This window comes from Paracoccus sp. (in: a-proteobacteria) (assembly GCF_030538695.1).
Lineage (GTDB): Bacteria > Pseudomonadota > Alphaproteobacteria > Rhodobacterales > Rhodobacteraceae > Paracoccus.
In genome coordinates, this window is the sequence record NZ_JAUNTN010000034.1 from 1 (window position 1) to 22,272 (window position 22,272).

General features: G+C 63.2%; 26 protein-coding genes. 16 read left to right on the plus strand and 10 right to left on the minus strand.

Annotated features, from left to right (window positions below):
• Together Q4G24_RS15415 and Q4G24_RS15420 are read right to left on the minus strand one after the other, a co-directional pair.
• The coding region (locus Q4G24_RS15415; protein WP_303367425.1) for an aconitase family protein at positions 1–518 on the minus strand (518 nt) is incomplete at its 3' end.
• 67 nt (positions 519–585) lie between these two features.
• Entirely contained in the window at positions 586–738 is a 153-nt protein-coding gene (locus Q4G24_RS15420; protein WP_303367426.1) for a hypothetical protein, read from the minus strand.
• A 141-nt stretch (positions 739–879) separates the two neighbouring features.
• Here Q4G24_RS15420 and rsfS point away from each other — a divergent pair, with 141 nt between their 5' ends.
• The 6 genes from rsfS (at position 880) to Q4G24_RS15450 (ending at position 6,385) form a co-directional block, all read left to right on the plus strand.
• The gene (rsfS, locus tag Q4G24_RS15425) at positions 880–1,224 is read left to right on the plus strand and encodes a ribosome silencing factor (protein WP_303367448.1); all 345 of its coding nucleotides are present in this window, start codon (positions 880–882) and stop codon (positions 1,222–1,224) included.
• Positions 1,224–1,691, plus strand: a complete 468-nt coding sequence (gene rlmH / locus Q4G24_RS15430; RefSeq protein WP_303367427.1) for a 23S rRNA (pseudouridine(1915)-N(3))-methyltransferase RlmH — start codon at positions 1,224–1,226, stop codon at positions 1,689–1,691. The genes rsfS and rlmH overlap by 1 nt, the downstream gene beginning before the upstream one ends.
• 70 nt (positions 1,692–1,761) lie before the next feature.
• A complete protein-coding gene (gene gpmI, locus Q4G24_RS15435) occupies positions 1,762–3,288 on the plus strand; it encodes a 2,3-bisphosphoglycerate-independent phosphoglycerate mutase (RefSeq protein ID WP_303367428.1) in 1,527 nt (508 codons plus the stop codon).
• Complete coding sequence (locus Q4G24_RS15440; RefSeq protein ID WP_303367429.1) at positions 3,288–4,466, plus strand: murein hydrolase activator EnvC; 1,179 nt, start codon at positions 3,288–3,290, stop codon at positions 4,464–4,466. The genes gpmI and Q4G24_RS15440 overlap by 1 nt, the downstream gene beginning before the upstream one ends.
• A 15-nt stretch (positions 4,467–4,481) precedes the next feature.
• Entirely contained in the window at positions 4,482–5,891 is a 1,410-nt protein-coding gene (locus tag Q4G24_RS15445) for a S41 family peptidase (protein ID WP_303367430.1), read from the plus strand.
• Complete coding sequence (locus Q4G24_RS15450) at positions 5,891–6,385, plus strand: RNA pyrophosphohydrolase (protein ID WP_303367431.1); 495 nt, start codon at positions 5,891–5,893, stop codon at positions 6,383–6,385. The genes Q4G24_RS15445 and Q4G24_RS15450 overlap by 1 nt, the downstream gene beginning before the upstream one ends.
• A 73-nt stretch (positions 6,386–6,458) precedes the next feature.
• Here the strand turns inward: Q4G24_RS15450 and Q4G24_RS15455 are convergent, their stop codons facing one another.
• Both Q4G24_RS15455 and Q4G24_RS15460 read right to left on the minus strand, forming a co-directional pair.
• Positions 6,459–7,724, minus strand: a complete 1,266-nt coding sequence (locus tag Q4G24_RS15455) for a lytic murein transglycosylase (RefSeq protein WP_303367432.1) — start codon at positions 7,722–7,724, stop codon at positions 6,459–6,461.
• A 74-nt stretch (positions 7,725–7,798) separates the two neighbouring features.
• Positions 7,799–8,128, minus strand: coding sequence for a hypothetical protein (locus tag Q4G24_RS15460; RefSeq protein WP_303367433.1), 330 nt, complete (start codon positions 8,126–8,128; stop codon positions 7,799–7,801).
• 352 nt (positions 8,129–8,480) lie between these two features.
• Here Q4G24_RS15460 and rlmN point away from each other — a divergent pair, with 352 nt between their 5' ends.
• Complete coding sequence (gene rlmN, locus Q4G24_RS15465) at positions 8,481–9,653, plus strand: 23S rRNA (adenine(2503)-C(2))-methyltransferase RlmN (protein WP_303367434.1); 1,173 nt, start codon at positions 8,481–8,483, stop codon at positions 9,651–9,653.
• A gap of 32 nt (positions 9,654–9,685) precedes the next feature.
• Positions 9,686–9,940: a hypothetical protein gene (locus Q4G24_RS15470; RefSeq protein WP_303367435.1), complete on the plus strand. Its 255-nt coding sequence runs from the start codon at positions 9,686–9,688 to the stop codon at positions 9,938–9,940.
• Here the strand turns inward: Q4G24_RS15470 and Q4G24_RS15475 are convergent.
• From Q4G24_RS15475 to Q4G24_RS15485, 3 genes are all read right to left on the minus strand, one after another.
• Positions 9,937–11,040, minus strand: a complete 1,104-nt coding sequence (locus Q4G24_RS15475) for an alanine racemase (RefSeq protein WP_303367436.1) — start codon at positions 11,038–11,040, stop codon at positions 9,937–9,939. The two genes, Q4G24_RS15470 and Q4G24_RS15475, sit on opposite strands and share 4 nt — an antisense overlap.
• The gene (locus Q4G24_RS15480; protein ID WP_303367437.1) at positions 11,037–12,311 is read right to left on the minus strand and encodes a D-arabinono-1,4-lactone oxidase; all 1,275 of its coding nucleotides are present in this window, start codon (positions 12,309–12,311) and stop codon (positions 11,037–11,039) included. The genes Q4G24_RS15475 and Q4G24_RS15480 overlap by 4 nt, the downstream gene beginning before the upstream one ends.
• Positions 12,312–12,461: 150 nt before the next feature.
• The gene (locus tag Q4G24_RS15485) at positions 12,462–13,289 is read right to left on the minus strand and encodes a TIGR00730 family Rossman fold protein (RefSeq protein ID WP_303367438.1); all 828 of its coding nucleotides are present in this window, start codon (positions 13,287–13,289) and stop codon (positions 12,462–12,464) included.
• 96 nt (positions 13,290–13,385) lie between these two features.
• On the opposite strand from Q4G24_RS15485, the gene dapD reads away from it, so the two are divergent.
• Entirely contained in the window at positions 13,386–14,210 is an 825-nt protein-coding gene (gene dapD, locus Q4G24_RS15490) for a 2,3,4,5-tetrahydropyridine-2,6-dicarboxylate N-succinyltransferase (protein WP_303367439.1), read from the plus strand.
• An 88-nt stretch (positions 14,211–14,298) separates the two neighbouring features.
• Here the strand turns inward: dapD and Q4G24_RS15495 are convergent, their stop codons facing one another.
• Positions 14,299–14,814 carry an invasion associated locus B family protein gene (locus tag Q4G24_RS15495; RefSeq protein ID WP_303367449.1) on the minus strand — a complete coding sequence of 172 codons (516 nt, stop codon included), beginning with the start codon at positions 14,812–14,814 and terminating at the stop codon, positions 14,299–14,301.
• 159 nt (positions 14,815–14,973) lie between these two features.
• On the opposite strand from Q4G24_RS15495, the gene Q4G24_RS15500 reads away from it, so the two are divergent.
• A complete protein-coding gene (locus tag Q4G24_RS15500) occupies positions 14,974–15,972 on the plus strand; it encodes an asparaginase (protein ID WP_303367440.1) in 999 nt (332 codons plus the stop codon).
• A gap of 108 nt (positions 15,973–16,080) precedes the next feature.
• Here the strand turns inward: Q4G24_RS15500 and Q4G24_RS15505 are convergent, their stop codons facing one another.
• Positions 16,081–16,839 (minus strand): TSUP family transporter, encoded by a 759-nt coding sequence (locus Q4G24_RS15505; protein WP_303367441.1) that lies wholly within the window; start codon positions 16,837–16,839, stop codon positions 16,081–16,083.
• On the opposite strand from Q4G24_RS15505, the gene Q4G24_RS15510 reads away from it, so the two are divergent.
• Positions 16,811–17,932 (plus strand): nitronate monooxygenase family protein, encoded by a 1,122-nt coding sequence (locus Q4G24_RS15510; RefSeq protein ID WP_303367442.1) that lies wholly within the window; start codon positions 16,811–16,813, stop codon positions 17,930–17,932. The genes Q4G24_RS15505 and Q4G24_RS15510 overlap by 29 nt on opposite strands.
• Here the strand turns inward: Q4G24_RS15510 and serB are convergent.
• Positions 17,919–18,797 carry a phosphoserine phosphatase SerB gene (serB, locus tag Q4G24_RS15515; RefSeq protein WP_303367443.1) on the minus strand — a complete coding sequence of 293 codons (879 nt, stop codon included), beginning with the start codon at positions 18,795–18,797 and terminating at the stop codon, positions 17,919–17,921. The genes Q4G24_RS15510 and serB overlap by 14 nt on opposite strands.
• Before the next feature lie 125 nt (positions 18,798–18,922).
• Here serB and Q4G24_RS15520 point away from each other — a divergent pair, with 125 nt between their 5' ends.
• The 5 genes from Q4G24_RS15520 to Q4G24_RS15535 form a co-directional block, all read left to right on the plus strand.
• Entirely contained in the window at positions 18,923–19,147 is a 225-nt protein-coding gene (locus Q4G24_RS15520) for a hypothetical protein (protein ID WP_303367444.1), read from the plus strand.
• Between the two features lie 109 nt (positions 19,148–19,256).
• Positions 19,257–20,111 carry a hypothetical protein gene (locus Q4G24_RS15525; protein ID WP_303367445.1) on the plus strand — a complete coding sequence of 285 codons (855 nt, stop codon included), beginning with the start codon at positions 19,257–19,259 and terminating at the stop codon, positions 20,109–20,111.
• Positions 20,099–20,197, plus strand: coding sequence for a hypothetical protein (locus Q4G24_RS16665; RefSeq protein ID WP_368660950.1), 99 nt, complete (start codon positions 20,099–20,101; stop codon positions 20,195–20,197). The genes Q4G24_RS15525 and Q4G24_RS16665 overlap by 13 nt, the downstream gene beginning before the upstream one ends.
• A 199-nt stretch (positions 20,198–20,396) precedes the next feature.
• The gene (locus tag Q4G24_RS15530) at positions 20,397–21,545 is read left to right on the plus strand and encodes a phosphoserine transaminase (protein ID WP_303367446.1); all 1,149 of its coding nucleotides are present in this window, start codon (positions 20,397–20,399) and stop codon (positions 21,543–21,545) included.
• Positions 21,546–21,629: 84 nt separating this feature from the next.
• Positions 21,630–22,272, plus strand: a 643-nt coding sequence (locus Q4G24_RS15535; RefSeq protein ID WP_303367447.1) for a hydroxyacid dehydrogenase, incomplete at its 3' end; no start/stop codon positions are given.

Below are 22,272 nucleotides of genomic sequence, written 5' to 3' on the forward strand. Positions count from 1 at the left end.
ACCTTCATGTTCTTGGATTTCTTCTGGATCAGCGTTTGCGTGGCCAGAACATGCTCGACCTCGGATGTGCCGATGCCATGGGCCAGCGCGCCGAACGCGCCATGGGTGGCGGTGTGGCTGTCGCCGCAAACCACGGTCATGCCGGGCAGGGTCCAGCCCTGTTCCGGGCCGACGATGTGGACGATGCCCTGACGAATATCGCTCATCGGATAGTAATTCAGCCCAAACTCACGCGCGTTCTTGTCCAGTTCCGCGACCTGAATCCGGCCTTCGGGGTTTTCGATGCCGTTCACGCGGTCGGCGGTGGTCGGCACGTTATGGTCAGGCACGGCGATGGTGCGTTCCGGGTGGCGGACCTTGCGGCCCGACATGCGCAGCCCTTCGAACGCCTGCGGGCTGGTGACTTCATGGACCAGATGGCGGTCGATATACAAAACGCAGGTGCCGTCGTCCTGACGGTCAACCACATGAGCGTCGAAAATCTTGTCGTAAAGCGTGCGGGGGGTAGTGCCGGTCATGGCTGGACTTTCTGATTTGTCTTGCGGAATCATTCGTGACAGGTGCGCGGATATGCGCGGCAACCCGTCAGGCGCGGGCAGTCACGGAGAGGCTTTCGCCGTAAAAGCGTCCCGGCAGCCGGGCGCGGTCGTGAATGTCGAAATAGATCATGCCCGCCTTTTTACGCCTGAGACCGCAATGTGACAAGACGGCAATCGGCACCCCGTCGCCAAGGGTCATTGAGAAAACTGCAATCCATGCTACATTAGGCAGGCCCATGCGCCGGGGGCTGACCGGCGCGCCTGATCCAGAGGTATCCCCCTGTCTGCCCCCGAATCGTCCCCGACGACCCCGACCCCCGCTGTCGATTCCCAGAAATTGCTGGCCGCCGTTCTGGCCTCGCTTGACGATGACAAGGCCGAAGATGTGGTCGCCATCGACCTGCGCGGGCGTTCGTCCATGGCGGATCATATGGTGATTGCCTCGGGGCGCAATGCCCGGCAGGTAGCTGCCATGTCCGAAAAACTAGCCGAGCGGGTCAAGGCGCTGACCGGCAACCCGGTGCGGATCGAGGGGAAAGATCAGGGCGACTGGGTGCTGATCGACACCGACGACGTGATCGTTCACGTCTTCCGCCCCGAGGTGCGCGAGTTCTACCAGCTTGAAAAGATGTGGATGGAACCCGACGCGCTGGCCGAATTGCGGCGTCAGTCGCTGACGACCTGATGCGGCTGGTCATTGCGGCGGTCGGTCGCCTGCGCGGCGGGCCAGAGGCCGCGCTGATTGCGGATTATCTTGACCGCTTCACCAAGACCGGCCGCGCCCTTGGTCTGCCCAGGCCCGAGCTGATCGAGCTGGACGACCGCAAGGCGCAGGGCATGGCGGCCGAGGCCGCGCTGATTGCCCGCGCCATTCCCGAAGGTGCCGCTTTGGTCGTGCTGGACGAACGCGGCAGTCAGCCGACCTCGCCCGAGTTCGCGGTCTGCATTGCAGGCTGGCGCGATCAGGCCCGCGATATATGTTTCGTGATTGGCGGTGCGGACGGGATCGACCCGGCCCTGCGTGACCGCGCCGATCTGGCGATCAGCTTTGGCCGTATGGTCTGGCCGCATATGCTGGCCCGCGTGATGCTGACCGAACAGCTTTACCGCGCCGCGACGATCCTTGCGGGCGGGCCGTATCACCGGGTTTAGGCCCGCGCCAGCCTTGCGGGTTACGGGGCAGGGGCGTAAAACCATGCTGAACACATCCAAGAGGCCCGCCATGTCCGACCGCAACCCTGTCATGCTGTGCATCCTTGATGGCTGGGGTATCTCGGACCGGCCCGAGACCAGCGCCCCGGATCAGGCCGACACCCCCAATTTCGACCGGATCTGGCGCGATTGCCCGCACGCGACGCTGACCACCTTTGGTCGTGATGTCGGCCTGCCGACCGGGCAGATGGGCAATTCCGAGGTGGGTCACACCAATATCGGCGCGGGCCGGGTGGTGGCGATGGACCTGGGCCAGATCGACCTGGCGATCGAGGATGGCAGCTTTTATCAGAACCCCGCGCTGGCGCAGTTTTGCGGCGATCTGGCCAGCACCGGCGGCGTGGCGCATCTGATCGGGCTGGTCTCGGACGGGGGGGTGCATGGGCACCTGACGCATATCATCGCCGCTGTGAACCACATCGCCCGGCAGGGAATCCCGGTTGTCGTCCATGCCGTTACCGACGGGCGCGATGTGGCACCGGATTCCGGCGCGGGCTTTATTGCCGCTCTGCAAGCGGCCCTGCCCGAAGGTGCGCGTATCGGCACCGTCACCGGGCGTTATTACGCCATGGACCGCGACCACCGCTGGGAACGGGTCGGCGTGGCCTATATGGCCATGGTGCGCGGTCAGGGCGAATATGCGGCAGCGGATGCGGCGGCTGCGGTCAGCGCGGCCTATACCCGCGGCGAGACGGATGAGTTCATCAAGCCCACGGTGATCGGTGACTATGCCGGGGCGCGTGATGGCGACGGGGTGTTCTGCCTGAACTTCCGTGCCGACCGCGCGCGTGAGATTCTGGCGGCGCTGGGTCAACCTGATTTCACCGGCTTTGACACCGGGCCACGCCCGAAATGGGCGGCGATGCTGGGCATGGTCGATTATTCCGAACAGCATAACCATTATATGACCGCCGCTTTCCCGAAAAAGCAGGTGGTGAATACGCTGGGCGCATGGGTTGCGCAGCATGGTTTGCGCCAGTTCCGTCTGGCCGAGACCGAGAAATACCCTCATGTCACCTTTTTCCTGAATGGCGGCAAGGAAACCCCGGAACCGGGCGAGGATCGTTTCATGCCCGCCAGTCCCAAGGTGGCGACCTATGACCTGCAACCCGAGATGGCCGCGCCTGAGGTGACGGAACGGCTGGTTGCCGCGATCCGGGCGCGTTACGACCTGATCGTGGTGAACTTTGCCAACCCCGATATGGTTGGCCACACCGGCAGCCTGCCTGCCGCGATCCGGGCGGTCGAGGCGGTGGATGCGGGCCTTGGCGCTGCGCTGGATGCGCTGGCGGAGGAGGGCGGCGCAGCGGTGATTATCGCGGACCATGGCAATTGCGAAACCATGGTGGACCCGGCAACAGGCGGGCCGCACACCAGTCACACCACGAACCCGGTGCCGGTGATCGTGGTTGGCGGGCCTGCGGGCGCGCGCCTGCGTGACGGGCGGCTGGCCGATGTCGCGCCCACGGTGCTGGCGTTGATGGGCCTTGACCTGCCGCCGGAAATGACCGGCACTTCGCTGATCGAGCGGGCCTGATGCGGCTTTCTGCCCTGTTTCTGGCCGCCGTTCTGGCGCTGACGCCTGTTGCCCGCGCGGATGAGATCACCGATGCTGGCCGCGAGGCTGCCGCCGCTGCGCAGCAGTTGCGCGACGCGATTGCGCAGATCGACACCGCGCTGACCGCTGACGATCAGGTGGTGGCGCTGACCCGGATGATCCGTGCCTATGAACAGGGTCTTGGCGCGTTGCGGGACGGGTTGCGCCGTGCCTCGATCCGCGAGGCCGAGATCCGGGCCGAGTTCGACGCCCGCCGCGACACGCTGGGCCGGATGCTTGGGGTGATGGTGGCGATGCAGCGCAGCCCGGAAACCACGCTGCTGCTGCACCCATCCGGGCCGCAGGCGACGGCGGAATCGGGGATGGTGATGACCTCGGTCGCGCCCGCGCTGCAAGCGCAGGCCGAGGCGATGCGCAGCCGTCTGGAGGAGATCAGCCGCGTGCGGGCGCTGCAGGAAGCCGCTGCCAACACGCTGGCGCAGGGGCTTGGGCAGGCGCAGGAGGCCCGCCGTCTGCTGGCCAGCGCGGTCAGCGACCGTTCGCATATGCCAGCGCGTTTTGGGTCTGAACCTGCCGAGATCGAGGTTCTGCGCGCCAGCGCCACCAGCCTGGAACAATTCGCGCAAGGTATCGCCGGGATCGAGGATGACGTTGGCCCGCCGATGGCGGATTTCGAGGGTGCACAAGGCAGCCTGCGGATGCCGGTCATGGGCAGCGTGCTGCGCGGCTATGACCAGCCCGACGCAGCGGGCGTGCGCCGTCCCGGCATGGTGATTGCCACCGCCCCCGCCGCGCTGGTCACAACGCCTTGGCCTGCCACGATCCGCTATCGCGGGCCGCTGCTGGATTATGGCAATGTGATGATCGTCGAACCCGCGCGGGGCTATCTGCTGGTTTTTGCCGGTATGGCGCAGGTCTTTGGCGAGGTGGGCGACGTGCTGAAATCGGGCGAACCCATCGGGCTGATGGGCGGGACCGAGGCCCCGGCGCAAGAGTTCGGCGTGAACTTCATCGTGAACGCCGCGCAGGGTGGGGATGCAGGCCGCACCGAAACCCTATATGTAGAATTACGACAAGGTAACAATACGCTGGACCCCGCCGATTGGTTCGTGATGAATCCCATCGTCGAGGCGGCCACCCCGGAACCGCAGGACTAGGACCAAGAGGCAGGCATGAAAAAGACAGTTTTTGCAGGGGTTGGCGGCGTGGTCGCCGGGCTTTTGCTGACCACCCAACTGGCCGGGCCGCTGGTCGCCCAACAGGCCGACCGGAATGCTTCGGTCTATGAGCAGCTTGACCTGTTCGGCAATGTGTTCGAGCGCGTCCGCAGCGATTACGTCGAGCAGGTGGACGACAAGAAGCTGATCGAGGCGGCGATCAACGGGATGCTGACCTCGCTTGACCCCCATTCCAGCTTCATGTCCGGCAATGATTATGAGGACATGCAGACGCAGACCCGTGGCAGCTTTGGCGGCCTTGGGATCGAGGTCGGGATGGAAGATGGGCTGGTCAAGGTGATCTCGCCCATGGACGACACCCCGGCGGATAAGGCCGGGATCAAATCCGGCGATATTATCAGCCATGTGGATGGGGAATCGCTGCTGGGTCTTGGGCTGGATGAGGCCGTGGACAAGATGCGCGGCCCGGTCGGTTCGGAAATCACCGTGACCATTCTGCGGCAGGGAGAGCAGGAACCTTTTGATGTCACCATGACCCGCGACACGATCAAGCTGACGGTCGTGCGGTCGCGCGTGATCGGGCATACGGTGGTGCTGCGGGTAGCGACCTTCAACGACGAGACCATGAATGCGCTGCAATCCGAAATGACCAAGGCGGTTCAGGAAGCGGGCGGTATGGATCAGGTCACGGGCTTTGTCATCGACCTGCGCAACAATCCCGGCGGGCTGCTGAATCAGGCGATTGGTGTATCCGATGCGTTTCTGGACAAGGGCGAGATCGTCTCGACACGCGGCCGCAAGCCCGAAGAAAGCGAACGCTGGAACGCGGAAGCTGGCGATCTGGCGCAGGGCAAGCCGATGGTGGTGCTGATTAACGGCGGCTCTGCCAGCGCATCCGAAATCGTGACCGGCGCCTTGCAGGATCACCGCCGCGCCATTGTGGTGGGCGAGAAATCCTTTGGCAAAGGCTCGGTCCAGACGGTGATGCCGGTGACGCAGGACAGCGCCATTCGCCTGACCACGGCACGCTATTACACGCCCTCGGGCCGCTCGATTCAGGCGCTTGGGATTCAGCCTGATATTGTGGTGGCGCAACCCCCGGCCAAGCCTGCCGCGGATGAGGCCGACAAGCCGCGCTCAGCTTCCAGCTTTGCCCGGTCCGAGGCCAGCCTGCGCGGGGCGCTGGGCAATGACATCTCGGACGATGAGCGCAAGCAGATCGAGGATGAGGCCAAAGAGGCCGAGGAAACCGCAAAGCTGCGTGAAGAAGATTACCAGCTTGCCTATGCGGTCGATGTGCTGAAGGGCCTGTCGGTGATGGAGGTGGACACTTCGGCGCTGACCGGCGGGATGCGCACCGACACCGCACCCGCCGCCGAAGCCCCGACTGAGGGGAGCAACTGATGGCGGATGACAAGCGCAAAGGCCCCGGCGGGTTGCCCTATCGCCCCTGCGCGGGGGTGGTGCTGATCGACCGGGGCGGCATGGTTTTCGCCGGGCAGCGGTTGGATAATGCCGCCGACGCCTGGCAAATGCCGCAGGGCGGGATCGACAAGGGCGAAGCCCCGCGCGAAGCTGCGGTGCGTGAGCTTGGCGAAGAAACCGGCGTGACCCCTGATCTGGTCGAGATCATCGCCAAAACCGAAGGCTGGATCTATTACGACCTGCCCGAAGATCTGGCTGGCAAGATGTGGAAGGGCAAATACGGTGGCCAGCGGCAACGCTGGTTCCTGATGCGCTATCACGGCACCGATGCGCAGATCAACATTCAGACCGAACACCCCGAGTTTCGCCATTGGCAATGGATGCGGGCCGATGAACTGGTGGAAAAGATCGTGCCGTTCAAGCGCGCGGTTTATGAACAGGTGTTTGCCGAGTTCCGCGAATATCTGGCCTGACCGGCTGAAAGCCCGACCATAATCAAAAGGCCGCCCGTTTCGGGGCGGCCTTGTTTTTGGGGCGGGTGCCTGGTCAGCCGCGCAATTGCCCCAGCAGGATCGAGGTCGGATAGCCGTCCGGCGTCACCCCGATAGACCGTTGATAGCGCGAGACGGCCTCCATCGTGCCGGAACCGAACAGCCCGTCGATTTCGCCGTCATAGAAGCCCTTGGCCTTCAGGCGCTGCTGGATTTCCTGCCGCTCGGCGGTGGTCAGCGGGCGGTCGCTGCGCGGCCAGGGCGACTGGATGCCGCTGCGGCCCGCGATGCGCTCACCCAGATAGCTGACGCCAAGCGCATAGTTGTCGCTGTTGTTATAGCGCAGGATCGAACGGAAATTATCCCCGATCAGGAAGGCCGGGCCGCGTGCGCCAGCCGGCATGATGATTGAGGAATTGCCCGCCGGAATCCGCCCGCCGCCAATCGCCCGCACCCCTTGCGAGGTCCATGCGCTTGCCGATTTGCGGGTGCCTTTGCCGATCTGACCCATGTTGAAATTGGCGGGCAGGGCGACCTCGGTTCCCCATGTCTGGCCGCGCTGCCAGCCGTTACGGGCCAGATAAGCCGCGGTCGAGGCCAGCGAATCGGTCGGGTCATCCGACCAGATGTCGCGGCGGCCATCGCCGTTCCAGTCCACGGCATATTCAAGGAAGGACGTCGGCATGAACTGCGTATGCCCCATCGCGCCAGCCCATGAGCCGACCAGATGCGCCGGATCGGTGTCGCCCGCCTGAAGGATTTTCAGCGCGGCGATTAACTGGTTCTGGAACATCTCGCCCCGGCGGCCATCATAGGCCAGTGTGGTCAGCGAGGGGATAAGCTGCATCTTGCCCCGGTTCGCGCCAAAGTTGGATTCCATGCCCCAGACGGCCAGCACGATTTCCTTCGGCACGCCGTAACGGGCCTCAATCGCGTTCAGGGTGCGACCGTGGGTGGCCAGCATCTGCCGTCCGGTCTGGATGCGCGAATCCGATACGGCGCTGTCCAGATACAGCCAGACCGGGCGCGAGAACTCGGCCTGGCGGCGGTCCAGACGGATCACCTCGGGGTTGTAACGTGCCAGCGCCATGGCCCGGTCATAGGTGGATGCGCTGATGCCAGCGGCCAGCGCGCGCGGGCGGAAGGATTGCACGAACCGCTGCAAACCGGCCTCATCGCCGGGGGCTGCTGCGGGGATCGGGGCGACCTCGACCGGGCCGAGGCTGCCGGTGCCGCCGCCCCGGATCATCGGGCCGCCACAAGCGGCAACAATTGCGATCAGCGCGGCGGAGGTCGCAAGGCGAAGGGGAAGTCTGCTCATCATCTGGCCTGTTCGTTAACTGCGTTTATCGTTTTTCCGGCAGTTTAGCGCAGGTTTGGCCAGATGGACAGGGCCTACGAATCGCCCTTTTCGTCATCCGCGAAAAACGGCTGTATCTGCGCAACGATCACGGCATTTTCCGTCAGCGCCCGGTCCATCAGCCCGCGTTCCTCGTCGGGGATCACATGCCCCTCGGCTTCGCGTTCCGCCAGGGTGCCATAGCCTGTCACATCCAGCGGTGCCAGACCCGCATCCTTCAGGATTGCCACGGTTTCGCGCACCGCCTCGGCCTCGTCCCGGCCAGAGGCATAGCAGACCAGCCCGGCCCCGGTCGCGCCTTCGGGCAGGCCGTCATCGGCCTTGCGCCCGACCTGAACCAGCAATGTGTAAACCTGCGCCGCCATGTTTCATTCCTTCGTGCCTGAATTGTGCAAGGTATCTGGCCGCAGCCATCAGGACGCAAGCTGAAACCGGGCGGCCCGATCAGAACCGCCCGGCGTGGGTCGTATCTGTCCGGTGGCAGGCTTATTCGCAGCCCGTGCCGCCAGCCGCCTGACGTCGCAGATGTAGTTGCCGGAACGGCCCGTTGCATGAGCGAAGGGCAGGGCTGCACGTTTGAAATCCGGTTGGGTGTATAGTTTGCGGCGGCATTCTCTGTCGCAATTCCGGCCGTGGTCACGACCTCAGCAGCCGCGCCTTGAAGATCGGGGCGGATTTCTATATGTTCAGGCTTTGCATTTTCCCGGTGACACGCCCATGACCGCCCCCATCACGCAAGACGTGCTGACGATCCCGCGCAAGCTGCCCGAAACCGGCCGCGTGAATCTGGTTGGCCTGACCCGCCCGCAGCTTCGCGCTGCGCTGATCGAGGCCGGGACGCCGGAAAAGCAGGCCAAGATGCGCGAAGGCCAGATCTGGCAGTGGTTGTATCACTGGGGGGTGCGCGATTTCGCCGCCATGACCAATCTGGCCAAGGATTACCGCGCCATGCTGGCTGAGCGGTTCGAGATTGCTTTGCCCGAGATCGTGACCCGGCAGGTCAGCGCCGACGGCACCCGCAAATATCTGCTGCGTATCGCGGGCGGCCATGAGGTCGAGGCAGTCTATATCCCCGAGGAAAGCCGGGGGACGCTGTGCATTTCGTCTCAGGTCGGCTGCACGCTGACATGCAGTTTCTGCCACACCGGCACGCAAAAGCTGGTGCGCAACCTGACCGCCGGGGAAATCGTCGGGCAGGTGATGGTGGCGCGGGATGACTTGGGCGAGTGGCCGCAGCCCGGCGTGCCCAAGGACGAAACCCGTCTGGTCAGCAATGTCGTGCTGATGGGCATGGGCGAGCCGCTGTATAATTTTGAATCGGTGCGCGATGCCATGCAGGTGGTCATGGATGGCGAAGGCATCAGCCTGTCGCGCCGCCGCATCACCCTGTCCACCAGCGGCGTGGTGCCGGAAATCGCCCGCACGGCGCAGGAAATCGGCTGCCTGCTGGCGGTGTCTTTCCATGCGACCACCGACGAGGTGCGCGACCGGCTGGTTCCCGTGAACAAGAAATGGAACATTGCCACGCTGCTTGACGCGCTGCGGGACTATCCCCGGCTGTCCAACAGCGAGCGGATCACCTTTGAATATGTGATGCTGGACGGGGTGAATGACAGCGACGAGGACGCCCGCCGTCTGGTCCGCCTGATTCGCGGGATTCCGGCCAAGATCAACCTGATCCCGTTCAATGAATGGCCCGGCGCGCCCTATAAACGCTCGTCATGGGAGCGGATCGAGGCTTTTGCTGACATCGTTTACAAGGCCGGTTACGCCAGCCCCATCCGCACCCCGCGCGGCGAGGACATCATGGCTGCCTGTGGCCAGCTTAAATCCGCGACCGAACGGGGCCGTAAATCCCGCGCCGAAATCGCTGCCGAAGCCGGGGTCTGAGCCAGCCTGAGCTGCTGCGAAGGGAACAAGGCATGGCCAGCTTGCACGGCCAGACTGTCCTTGTTGTCGGGGGATTAGCACGGGCTTCTGCTGTCGAGGGAACCAACGTCATCGCTACCGATATTGACGCCCTATCCGGCGGCAGCTTTGGTTGCTTTGATGTTGCAGCTGAATCTGATTGGCCGACAATCGCCCGGTATGTGCAGCAATCTGGCGTTCAGGTAAACAATGCCGATATGGCCCGGGCTGAATTGGCGATTGCTGGCAGTATCCTTGCCGGGGGCTAGGCGCGCGGAAAGGGGTGCCATGTTCCGGTGATCTGGCCGTTTTCCATCAGGTGCAAGGCGGGGAAGTCCTGAATGACGGCTTCTGATTGTGTCGGGCGCAGGATGATCCAGTCCGGCGCGGTCCCGCGATGCGCAAAGCCCTGCTGGTTCGAGCTTTGGCCGTGGAAGGGCGCATGGCCAAGCCCCTCTGGCCAGACCGGGCGGGCCAGCCATTTGCCGCTGTGGGTAAAGGCCAGCCGGGGGCGAATAATCCCGAGGCGACGCAGCAGCGCCGACAGGCGCGGGTGGCCGGGCAGGCTGTGCCGCACGTCTTTCAGCACCGGCGCGGCGATCCAGAGCGCCGGGCGCAATGCCATATTGCAGGGTTGGTCAAAGCCGCAGGGTTTGACCAGCGCGGAACCGATGGTGATTTCATTGCCCGGCCCATTCGGGGGCAGGGTCATGGCGGTCTGGCTGCCGCCAGTGTTGATGATGCCATGCGGCAGCACGGCGCGAAACCCGGCCAGCAGCCGCATCGCGCGGGCTTGCGCGGGGGCGCCACCACCCAGCCAGCGCGGCAGCCCGGCCGTATGGACCTCATAGCCCATCAGCCCGCGCGGGGTCAGGCCGGGCAGACGCGCCGCCGACAGTTCCGCCGGGGTGCCGAAACCGCCACGGCCAAGGCCGATGTCCACCTCATAGGCCACCGGCAGGTCGCGGCCCAAATCCGTTGCCAGCCGCGCATAATCGGCCGCCCGTGCGGCGCTGTCGATCAGCCATGTGACCCGATCCGCGCGGGGGTGATCGCGCAGGAACGCCGCCGCGTCGCCGGTCAGGGCAGGCTTGCCCATCAGCACATCGGCGTCGGGAAAGCGGTCCAGAACCTGTGCCGTCAGCCCAAGATGAAAGGACATCACCGCCCGCGTGCCGAGCCCGGTCATCGCCGCATCCAGCAATTCGGGTGCGGCCAGTGATTTATCCGCCAGCCGCAGCGCATAGCCCGCAGGCAAGCCTGCCCGAAGTGCCGCGATATTGGCCCGCAGCACGGACAGGTCCAGCACCAGCGCGGGTCGGAACACCTCCGCCGCCTCCAGCGCCGGGCCGATCTGTGCCGGGGTCATAGCCCCAGCAGCCTGCGCATATAGGGGGTCAGCAGCTTGCCCTGCGGGTCAAGGTGGCGGCGGGCCTCGATCGCGGTGTCCCAATGCGGGTAAAGCGAGCGCAAATCCCCGGCTGTCAGATTGTGCAGCTTGCCCCAATGCGGGCGACCATCATAGGCCAGAAAGATCGGCTGGATTGCGTCCAGCAGGGGCTGGAAATCCTGCCCGGCCTCGTGATGCACGGCGATGGAAACCGATTCGCGGCCATAGAAGGGCGACAGGAACAGGTCATCCGCCGCGACGGTGCGAATCTCCATCGGGAAATAGATATTGGGGAAAGAGGTCTCGATCACCCGCACGACTTCGGTCAGCACTTCTGCACCGACTTCGACCGGGACATGCCATTCCGATTCGTTAAAGCGCATCCCGTCGCGGGATGTTGGATAGGCGCGGTGCCAGTCCTCGGTAAAGCGTTCCTCGGCATGGCTGCGCAGCAAAACCCCGGTCAGCCAGTTGCGGAACCGTGGTGTCCAGCCCATCATGCGGGCCATCATCCGCAACTGGCGCAGCCCGGTTTCGTCCCGGTCGCGCGGACGGGCGACCAGCGCCATATCGCTGGCCAGCGATTCCAGCCCCAGCGCCATGCCGCTGTGGGGGATATAGTAAAATTCGGTATTGCGGGCCGAGGTCATGCGGGCATCGAAATCATCCAGCAGGTCGCCAAGACCAATCACAAAACGCCGCCGCGCCAGCCGATAAGGCGTCACCGTGTGCAGAGTCGCCTGCGTCACGATCCCGCCGGTGCCAAGGCTGACGGCCATGGCGCGGAACAGGGCTTCATCGCTGGCGCGGGTCAGGTCGTGTGCCTGCCCCTGCGTGTCGATCAGGCGCAGCGCATCCAACATTCCAGAGTAACAGGGAAAGGCCGCCCCGGTGCCATGGGTCGCGGTGGCCAGCGCCCCGCCAAGGCGCTGCCCGTCCACATCGCCCATATTGGCCAACGCATGTCCCATATCATGCATGGCGGCGGTCATATCGCGCAGGACCATCCCCGCGCCGACCTGCACCGCATCGTTGCGCCCCGGCACCGGCTGCACCCCGGTTATCCCATCCAGTTGCAGCATGGTGCCATATGTCACCGCCAGCGGCGAAAAGCTGTGTCCCGAGCCAATGGCACGGATCGGCCCATCCGAATCACGCAGCAGATCCGCAAGCTGGTTTTCGTCCTGAATACTGACGACACGATCTGGCCGCGCCTTTTGCATGCCAGACCAGTTGGTCCAGATCGTCATGTCATTCCCCCCCTTGCTTGCAAGCAAGCACCTCTCTGTTGCTGTAGTATTCAGCAAACATCTTACAACGCAATAGGTTAACAAATCGCCTGCATCATTTCTGATGCCAGACGTTTCAACCTCAGGCTGTTTTGGGGGCCGGAAGCTGTGTCAGGGGCAATCCGGCTGGAAATCGTCGATGATCGCTACGGCTTCTTCCGCGGTTTCAACAAACTGGATCGGGTCCAGATCTTCGTCCGAGATCACCCCGGCTTCGGCCAGTGCCTGCCAGTTGATGATTTTGTCCCAGAAATCCCGCCCGAACAGGATGAACGGCACACGCCGCATCCGGCGGGTCTGGATCAGGGTCAGAGTCTCGAACATCTCGTCCAATGTACCGAAACCGCCGGGGAACACGGTCACGGCATGGGCGCGCATCAGGAAATGCATCTTGCGCACCGCGAAATAGTGAAAGTTGAACGACAGGTCCGGGGTGACATATTCATTCGGGGCCTGTTCATGCGGCAGCACGATGCCAAGGCCGATGGAATGGCCGCCCGCCTCATGGGCGCCCTTGTTCCCTGCCTCCATCACGCCGGGGCCGCCGCCGGTGCAGATCACGAAATCGCGGCCATAGCTGGCCATGCTGCGTTCGGTCATAACCTTGGCGAAACGCTCGGCCTCGGTGTAATATTGCGACAGATCGGCCAGTGTTTGCGTACGGGCGCTGTCGCGCTTGTCGGGTGCCGGAATCCGCGCACCGCCAAACATCACCACGGTGGACCGGATGCCGCGTTCGTCCATAATCAGTTGCGGCTTCAGCAGCTCCAGTTGCAGCCGAACCGGGCGCAGTTCCGACCGCAGCAGGAAATCCGGGTCGGCAAAAGCCAGGCGATAGGCCGGAGCGCGGGTCTGTGGCGTATCGGGGATGTCGCGGGCTTCGCGGGCGTCCTCGCGGCTGTCACGAAAGGCGTGGCTGCGGCTGTCGTCTTTGCTCATGAAAAATCCCTGTTGTCGTGGCTGCATTGCGCGCCGGGTCATCTGTGCTTTATAGCCCTTGTCTGACAGTTTCCACCCGATGAAAGAGGCACCGACATGACCAACGCCGCGCTTGAAGCCGCCATCGAGGCCGCATGGGAGGCCCGCGACTCGATCACCCCCACCACCAAAGGCGAGGCCCGCGACGCTATCGAGGCCACGCTGGAGGCGCTGGACAGCGGCAGCCTGCGTGTTGCCGAAAAGCGCGGGGCCGACTGGCATGTGAACCAATGGGCGAAAAAAGCCGTTCTGCTGGGATTTCGCATCAAGGATATGGAACTGCACGCTGGCGGCCCGCAGGGCGGCGGCTGGTGGGACAAGGTGGACAGCAAATTCGCCAGCTGGGGGGAAAGCCGCTGGCGCGATGCCGGGTTCCGCGCCGTGCCGAACGCCGTTGTGCGCCGCAGCGCCTTTATCGCCAAGGGCGTGGTGCTGATGCCATCCTTCGTGAACCTTGGTGCCTATGTTGACGAAGGCACGATGGTGGACACCTGGGCCACCGTTGGCTCCTGCGCGCAGATCGGCAAGAACGTCCACCTGTCCGGCGGCGTCGGCATCGGCGGCGTGCTGGAGCCGATGCAGGCCAACCCGACCATCATCGAGGACAACTGCTTCATCGGCGCCCGGTCCGAGGTGGTCGAGGGTGTGATCGTCCGTGAAGGCTCGGTGCTTGGCATGGGCGTTTATCTGGGCCAATCGACCAAGATTCTGGACCGTGATACCGGCGAAGTCTTTTATGGCGAAGTTCCCGCCGGTTCGGTGGTCGTATCCGGTTCGATGCCATCGAAAAACGGCGTGCATCTGTATTGCGCGGTGATCGTGAAACGGGTGGATGCAAAGACCCGCGCGAAAACCTCGATCAACGAATTGCTGCGCGACTGAAACGAAAAGGGGGGCTGCACGCCCCCCTCTCATTATCTTTTGTCCATAAATATCCATGCAACAGCGGGGCCAGAACCCCGCCTGCCGGTTATTTGCAATTGTCGCGGGCTTTGTTCGTCGCGGCGGTGATCCCCGACAGGCTGAACGTATCCACGGTCTGCGTCCCACGCGCCGAACGTCCGGTAACGGTCGCGGACGACCCGGCGCGAAGTGCGGCGATCAGGCGCTGGTCATCCGAGGGGCTGCCAGCCCAGGCATTTTCGCCTTGGGTGAACAGGCTGAACTTGTTGCCGCCAATATCGACCTCGACCGTCGAATCAGGGGCAAAGGGGTAGCCGCCGGTAAAGGATACTTCACCGTTCGAACCGGACCGATAGGAAACATACAGCCGGATGTCCCCGCGCTGCACCTCGACCGTCTGGCCGCCGCGTGTGTTGCGGCTCGATTTCGGCGGCGAAACCGCCCAGCATTCCTTGGGGTTATCTGCACCGAATACGGTCCAGTCGCCCTCGGTCGCAACGACATTGGTTGAAACTTGCGCCACCGCAGGCCCCGTCAGCCCGGCGGCGACGGTGGCGGCGATGATCGCTCCGCGCAGCGTCATATGTGTCATGCTCTGGTCTCCTGCCACTTGTCCCGGTTGACCGGGCTATGGGTGCTTTTGGTGGTCTTTTCCACCATACGGCGGCAGGATAGACCAGATTCGATGCAGGAAAAAAGTCCTGCAAGCAGAAAATCGCATATTTGTCAGAAGGAATTATGCATGGCGGCGGTCGATCTGGTTCAGCTTTGGCGCGGCGGGCTGCTGGAAAGCACCCATCAGGGGCATGTGGTGGTGGCCGATGCCAAGGGGATCGTGGCGGCCTGGGGCGACCCGGAAACGGTGATTTTCCCGCGTTCTTCGTGCAAAATGATGCAGGCGTTGCCGCTGATTGAATCGGGCGCGGCGGATGCGGCGGGGCTTGGCGCGGATCGTCTGGCGCTGGCCTGCGCCAGCCATCAGGGTGCGGCATTGCACCGCGATGCGGTGGCGCGATGGCTGGGGGATCTGGGGCTTGGCGAAGCCGATCTGCGCTGTGGCGCTCACATGCCGCGCGATAAGGACGAGGCGAAGCGCCTGACCTGTTCTGACGAATCACCCTGTCAGTTGCATAACAACTGTTCGGGCAAGCACGCTGGTTTCCTGACCCTGAACCGGCACCTGAAGGGGGATGCGGATTACCACCTGATCGACCATCCGGTGCAGCGGGCCGTCAAAGAGGCCTTCGAGGAGGTCACGGCGGAAACCAGTCCCGGTTACGGTATCGACGGCTGTTCGGCCCCCAATTTCGCAACCTCGGTTGCCGGGCTGGCCCGCGCGATGGCCGCTTTTGCCAACCCGCAGGCGGCGGGGATCGGTGGCGTCCGGGCGCAGGCCATGACGCGGTTAACGCAGGCGATGGTGACCCATCCCGATCTGGTTGCGGGCGAGGGGCGGGCCTGCACCAAACTGATGCGTGCCGCCAAGGGGCAGGCTGCCGTCAAGACCGGGGCCGAGGCGGTTTTCGTCGGGATTCTGCCGCAAAAGGGCCTTGGGATTGCGCTGAAAATCTCTGACGGCGGCACCCGCGGGTCCGAGGCCGCGATTACTGCGCTGCTGGCGCATCTGGGGGTGCTGAACCCTGCCGATCCGCTGGTGACGGAATATGCCCATGCGCCGCAAGTGAACTGGAACGGGATAAATACCGGAGAATTGCGCCTCGCCCCCGGTTTTCCGGGGTGATTCGTCATGCCTCTGTTGCATAAGACTGGTTAATGTAACCTGGCCGCAACGTCCCCTGCGCGGTGCTTGAATGTTCAGGGCGTCCCGGTGGCAGACGGGGCGCCCGTTTTACAACAGTTGCCAGAGCAGCCGCAGCGCCAGCGCGATTGAGGTCACAACCAGCAGCGGTTTTATCAGCCGTGCGCCCACCCGCATCGCCAGCCGCGCGCCCAGCATGGCCCCCGCGATCTGCGCCACGCCCATCGCCAGCCCCAGCAGCCACAGCGGTTGGCCCACCAGCGCAAAGGCGATCAGCGCCCCAAGGTTCGACGCAAAGTTCAGCAATTTCGTATGCGCGGTCGCCTTGAGGATGCCATATCCGGCAAGGGTCACAAACCCCAGCATATAGAACGCCCCGGCCCCCGGTCCCAGCAGCCCGTCGTAAAAGCCGATCAGCGGCACCGCCGTCAGCGTAAAAGCGGCGGGGGTGATTCGTTCGGCCCGGTCCATATCGTTCAGGCCGGGTTTCAGCGCGAAAAACGCGGCAATCCCGATCAGCAGCACCGGCAGCAGCCAGCGCAGCCAGCCGGTTGGCAGCACCGTCACCAGCGCCGCGCCGATCAGCCCGCCCGCAAAGGCAATCGCCGCCGCCTTTTTCTGCCGGTTCAGGTTCACATGGCCGCTGCGGGCATAGGACACCGCCGCCGTCGCCGCGCCAAAGACGCCCTGCACCTTGTTCGTGGCCAGCGCCTGCGCGGGCGGCACCCCGGCCAGCATCAGCACCGGCAGGGTAATCAGCCCGCCTCCGCCCGCGATAGCATCGACGAAGCCCGCCGCAAAGCCGGTAAGGATCAGCAGAATGACGATTTCGGTCGCAAGCTCGAACATAGGGCTTGATCCCGCGCAGGCGTGGCGCTGTAAAGGGGGCATGGATATGATGGCGCGACTTTCTTTGACCCTGCCCGTGGTGCAAGCGCCCATGGCCGGGGTTTCGACCCCTGCGCTGGCGGCAGCGGTCAGCAATGCGGGCGGACTGGGCAGCCTTGGGTTGGGGGCGATGGATGCTGCGGGGGCGGCGGCGGTCATCGCGCAAACCCGTGCGCTGACCAACCGGCCCTTTGGCGTAAACCTGTTCTGTCACGCGCCGCATCGCCATGATCCGGCCCGTGAAGCCGCTTGGCTGGAGCGGCTGGCCCCGCATTTCCGGGCCCTGGGGGCCGAGCCGCCCAAGGCGCTGCGCAGCCTCTATACCAGCCTGCTGCTGGATACCGACATGCAGGATGTGCTGCGCCAGACGCGGCCTGCGGCTATCAGCTTTCACTTTGGTCTGCCGCCCCAGCATGTGATCGACGATCTGCGCAGCACCGGTGCGGTGCTGCTGGCGACGGCGACCAACCGGGCAGAGGCCGAAACCATCCGTGCCACTGGTCTGGACGGGATCGTGGCGCAGGGCTGGCAAGCAGGCGGGCATCGCGGCTGTTTTGACCCTTTTGCGCCGGATCAGCGGTTAACCACGCTGGACCTGCTGGCGGAACTGCGCCCCATCGGGTTGCCGCTGATTGCGGCGGGCGGGATCATGTCGGCGGCAGATGCCCGCGCGGCGCTGGATGCAGGGGCGGCGCTGGTGCAATGTGGAACCGCCTTTTTGGCCTGCCCCGAGGCATCGACCACCCCGGCCCATCGCGCCCGGCTGGCGCAGGGGGATGGCGAAACGGTGATGCAGAAATCCATCTCGGGGCGGCCTGCCCGTAGCCTGACCAATCTGTTCACCGAACTGGACGCCGATGTGACACTGGCGGAGCTGCCCGATTATCCGTTGCCCTATGATGCGGGCAAGGCGCTGAACGCGGCAGGGCTGGCTGCGGGGCAGGCGGGCTATGGCGCCTTTTGGGCCGGAACTGGCGCAGCGCAGGTGCAGGCCCGACCAGCGGCGGGTATTGCGCGGGACATTGGCGCAGCGGCGGCGGTCAGTCGCGGCTGAACTCGTCCTCGCCATAGCCTTGCAGATACAGCAGCGCGGTCAGGTCGCCGTGATTGATGCGGAACTGTGCCTGTTCGGCCACCACCGGCTTGGCGTGCAGCGCAACCCCGGTTCCGGCCAGTTGCAGCATCCCGAGGTCATTCGCCCCATCACCCACCGCAATCGCATCCGCAGGCGTCACGCCAAGCCGGGTGGCGATCTCGTTCAGCGCCGTGACCTTGGCATCGCGGCCAAGGATCGGCAGCCCGACCTTGCCAGTCAGCACCTCGCCATCGCTCAGCAACGTATTGGCGCGGTGTTCGTCAAAGCCCAAACTCGCAGCAATCACGCTGGTGAAATCGGTAAAGCCGCCCGAAACCAGCGCCGTATAGGCACCTTGCGCCCGCATCGTTGCGACCAGCTTATGCGCGCCGGGGGCAAGGGTGATGCGGGTTTCCAGCACCTCGGCAATGGTGCTGACCGGCAGCCCGGCCAGCAGGCCCACACGCTCGTTCAGGGCGGATTCGAAATCCAGCTCTCCGTTCATCGCCCGCGCGGTAATCGCCGCCACCCGGTCGCCCACGCCCGCATGGTCCGCCAACTCGTCAATGCACTCCTGAAGGATCATGGTGCTGTCCATATCGGCAATCAGGATGGACTTGACCCGGCCTTCGGTCGGCTGGATGCAGAGATCAAAACCCAGCTTTTGCATATCGGCCCAGCGGGTCCAGAAATCGCCCGGCTGCACCTGCACCGGAAACTCGGCCGCGACGCCGGGGTTCAGCCAGATCACATGACCGCCGTCCCAGGCGCGAACAAGGGTTTCGACATGATCCGGGGTCAGATCGGCACGGGTGGGGGCGGCAAGCAGCGAAACGGTAAACATAGGTGGCATCCTGTCATTCGTTGGCGCAGAGGTAGCCGAAAGGCGGCAGTTGCGCCAGATGCGGGCAGGTTGATTCCACAGCGCAGACTGCACATATTCGGTGCGTTCTTGTCACGAGGTTGCCCATGTCTCTCGCCCGCCGCCGCCATGACGCCGCCCGGATGAAAGCCCGCGCCCGGAAAATCTATGACTATGATACCAAGGCCAAACTGGCGAATCATCTTGCCGTCTGTTCCTGCTGGATGTGCGGCAACCCCCGCCGCCATCTGGGCGAAGTCACGATGCAAGAGCGCAAGGCCCCCAAGGCCTGGGATTGGGAATCATGCGCGCATATCAGGCAGGACCACTAACGCCTGCGCTTTGGGGTGGCTCAATTTAAGTTTGAAAATTTTTACCTCACGGTCTTGTGAGCGGGGGGGGGGATAATGTCATTGCACATAACTCGGAAGGACAGTGTTTATGAACGACTTCAGATACATGCGCATGGCAGAGAACGATCAGGGATGGGAACGTCCCCATGGTGGACGGAAGGGGGGCGAAGATGGCTATGTCGGAACGCAGAGCATTGGATATGAAGATTGGAACTTTTCCAGGGATCTTTGGAAAGATGGGCGCTATCATCTTTACTTGAGGCAAACGCCGAAAGACTTCGAGGATGGGGTGCCGGTTAACTTTGTTCTTGGGGCGTATGCCAGCGGGGTGTCATACGTTGTCGGGTTCGCTGAGAATGCGGTCCATGGGGTTTCAGAGCTGCCGGATTCCGTTGTGAAAAGACGTGCTGAGGAAATATTCGCGCTGAATGAAGGCGGCGATCTTGGTGAAGGTTTTGCAGGTAAAAGTGTCAATGAATTGGCTCGCATCTTAAAGTGGGATGCCCGCGAGTTCAAGGTTTCGGTTGCCCCTGGCGATCTGCATGTTCTGGTGCAACCTGTTCCTATGTCCGAAGAAATATATAAGGTTTCGATGCCTGGGTATCGTGTGCTCTCTATGGAGGAAGACGCATATAATGCTCTAAAAAGCCAGTTGCTTTCAGGGGATATAAGGAGCTCTGTCGAAAGTATTGAGGAAGTAAGTTTTCCAGAAGACGCGCTTGTCGAAAGATGGCACCAATCGCGTGAGCGTAACAGAGCGGTTGTCGATCAGGCAAAGTCACAATTTATTAAGAAAAATAAACGGCTTTTTTGTGAGGTTTGCGGATTTGAACCGGAAAATTATTTCGGATCAAAGGAAATGCGCAATCGTATTATCGAGGCGCATCATGATGTGGCGCTTTCCGACAAAAGCACACCGGGAAAACAAAGGTGTCTGACCTGAGAATGCTCTGTCCGACCTGTCATCGCGCAATTCATGCTATCAGGCCATGGCTGACAGTTGAAGAACTCAAGGAAAGGCTGCGTTAAGACCTGATTTCTTGGTGCTGTCCGGGTGGCAGATATGTTTCCAACTTAGAGCCGCTGGCAGTGCTGGCGGCTCTAAGTAAAGGGGCGGCGGTCATCATACCCCTTTAGATACCCTCTTGCGGTTTCGTGCCGGGTTCAGTATGGGCGGTTTCGGGACACCCTGCCCCAACGCAGGGCCATATAGCTGGAAGGCTAGTTTATGACCGATACGACGATCCCGGCTGCGCGCCCGGCCAATCCGCGCTTTTCGTCTGGCCCTTGCGCCAAAATCCCCAATTTTTCGCTGGATATGCTTGCCGACGCGCCGCTTGGCCGTTCGCATCGTGCCGCCGTTGGCAAGGCCAAGCTGGCCGAAGCCATTGATCTGACCCGCGCGGTTCTGGGCGTTCCCGCCGATTACCGCATCGGCATCGTTCCGGCATCCGATACCGGCGCTGTGGAAATGGCGCTGTGGTCCCTGCTCGGGGCGCGTGGTGTCGAGATGCTGGCTTGGGAATCGTTTGGTTCCGGCTGGGTCACGGATGTGGTCAAGCAGCTCAAGCTGGACGCGACCGTTCGCGAGGCCGCTTATGGCGAGATCGTCGATTTCGCGCAGGTCGATTTCGACAAGGATGTGGTGTTCACCTGGAACGGCACCACCAGCGGCGTGCGGCTGCCGAATGGCGATGCGATCCCGGCGGATCGCGCGGGTCTGACCATCTGTGATGCGACCAGTGCGGCCTTTGCGATGGACCTGCCGTGGGACAAGCTGGATGTGGTGACGTTCAGCTGGCAGAAGGTGCTGGGTGGCGAGGGTGCGCATGGTATCCTGATCCTGTCGCCCCGCGCGGTCGAGCGGCTGGAAACCTATGTTCCGGCATGGCCGCTGCCCAAGATTTTCCGCATGACCAAAGGCGGCAAGCTGATCGAGGGGATTTTCAAGGGCGAAACCATCAATACCCCGTCCATGCTGGCGGTCGAAGATTATATTGTCGCGCTGAAATGGGCGCAGGCCATCGGTGGCCAGCCGGGGCTGATCGCGCGGGCTAATGCCAATGCGCAGGCGATCTGGGATTTCTGCGCTGCCCGTGACTGGATTGCCAATCTGGCGGTGGACCCGGCGACGGCCTCGACCACCAGCGTTTGCCTCAAGTTTACCGACGCGCGCATCAAGGACGGCGCGGCTTTCGCCAAGGCCGTGGCCAAGCGGCTGGAGAAGGAAGGCGTGGGGCTGGATCTTGGTGCCTATCGTGACGCGCCCGCCGGACTGCGGATCTGGTGTGGCTCGACCGTGGAGCTGGCCGATGTTCAGGCGCTGCTGCCCTGGATCGAATGGGCGTTCAACGCGGAAATCGCGGCGCAAGCGTGAATGTTCGCAGCGGGGGCTTTGCCCCCGCACCCCCAGGATATTTTCAGACAAAAGATGCCGCCATCTGTGGCAAAGGAGCATGGAATGCCCAAGGTTCTCGTTTCCGACAAACTTTCCGAAACCGCCGTTCAGATCTTTCGTGATCGCGGGGTCGAGGTCGATTATCTGCCCGATCTGGGCAAGGATAAGGACAAGCTGGCCGAGGTGATCGGTCAATATGATGGGCTGGCGATCCGCTCGGCCACCAAAGTCACGGACAAGCTGCTGGAATCCGCCACGAACCTGAAGGTCGTGGGCCGCGCCGGGATCGGGGTCGATAATGTCGATATTCCGGCGGCCAGCAAGAAAGGCGTGATCGTGATGAACACGCCCTTTGGCAACAGCGTGACCACCGCCGAACACGCCATCGCGCTGATGTTCGCCGTCGCGCGGCAACTGCCGGAGGCCAGCGTCTCGACCCATGCCGGGAAGTGGGAAAAGAACCGTTTCATGGGGGTTGAGGTCTTTAACAAGACGCTTGGCCTGATCGGTGCCGGGAATATCGGTTCGATCGTCGCGGATCGGGCGCTGGGTCTGAAGATGAAGGTTCTGGCCTATGACCCGTTCCTGTCCGAAGAACGCGCCAAGGAAATCGGCGTGAAAAAGGTCGAGCTGGACGAACTGCTGGCCAAGGCCGATTTCATCACCATGCACGTTCCGCTGACCGACAAGACCCGCAACATCCTGT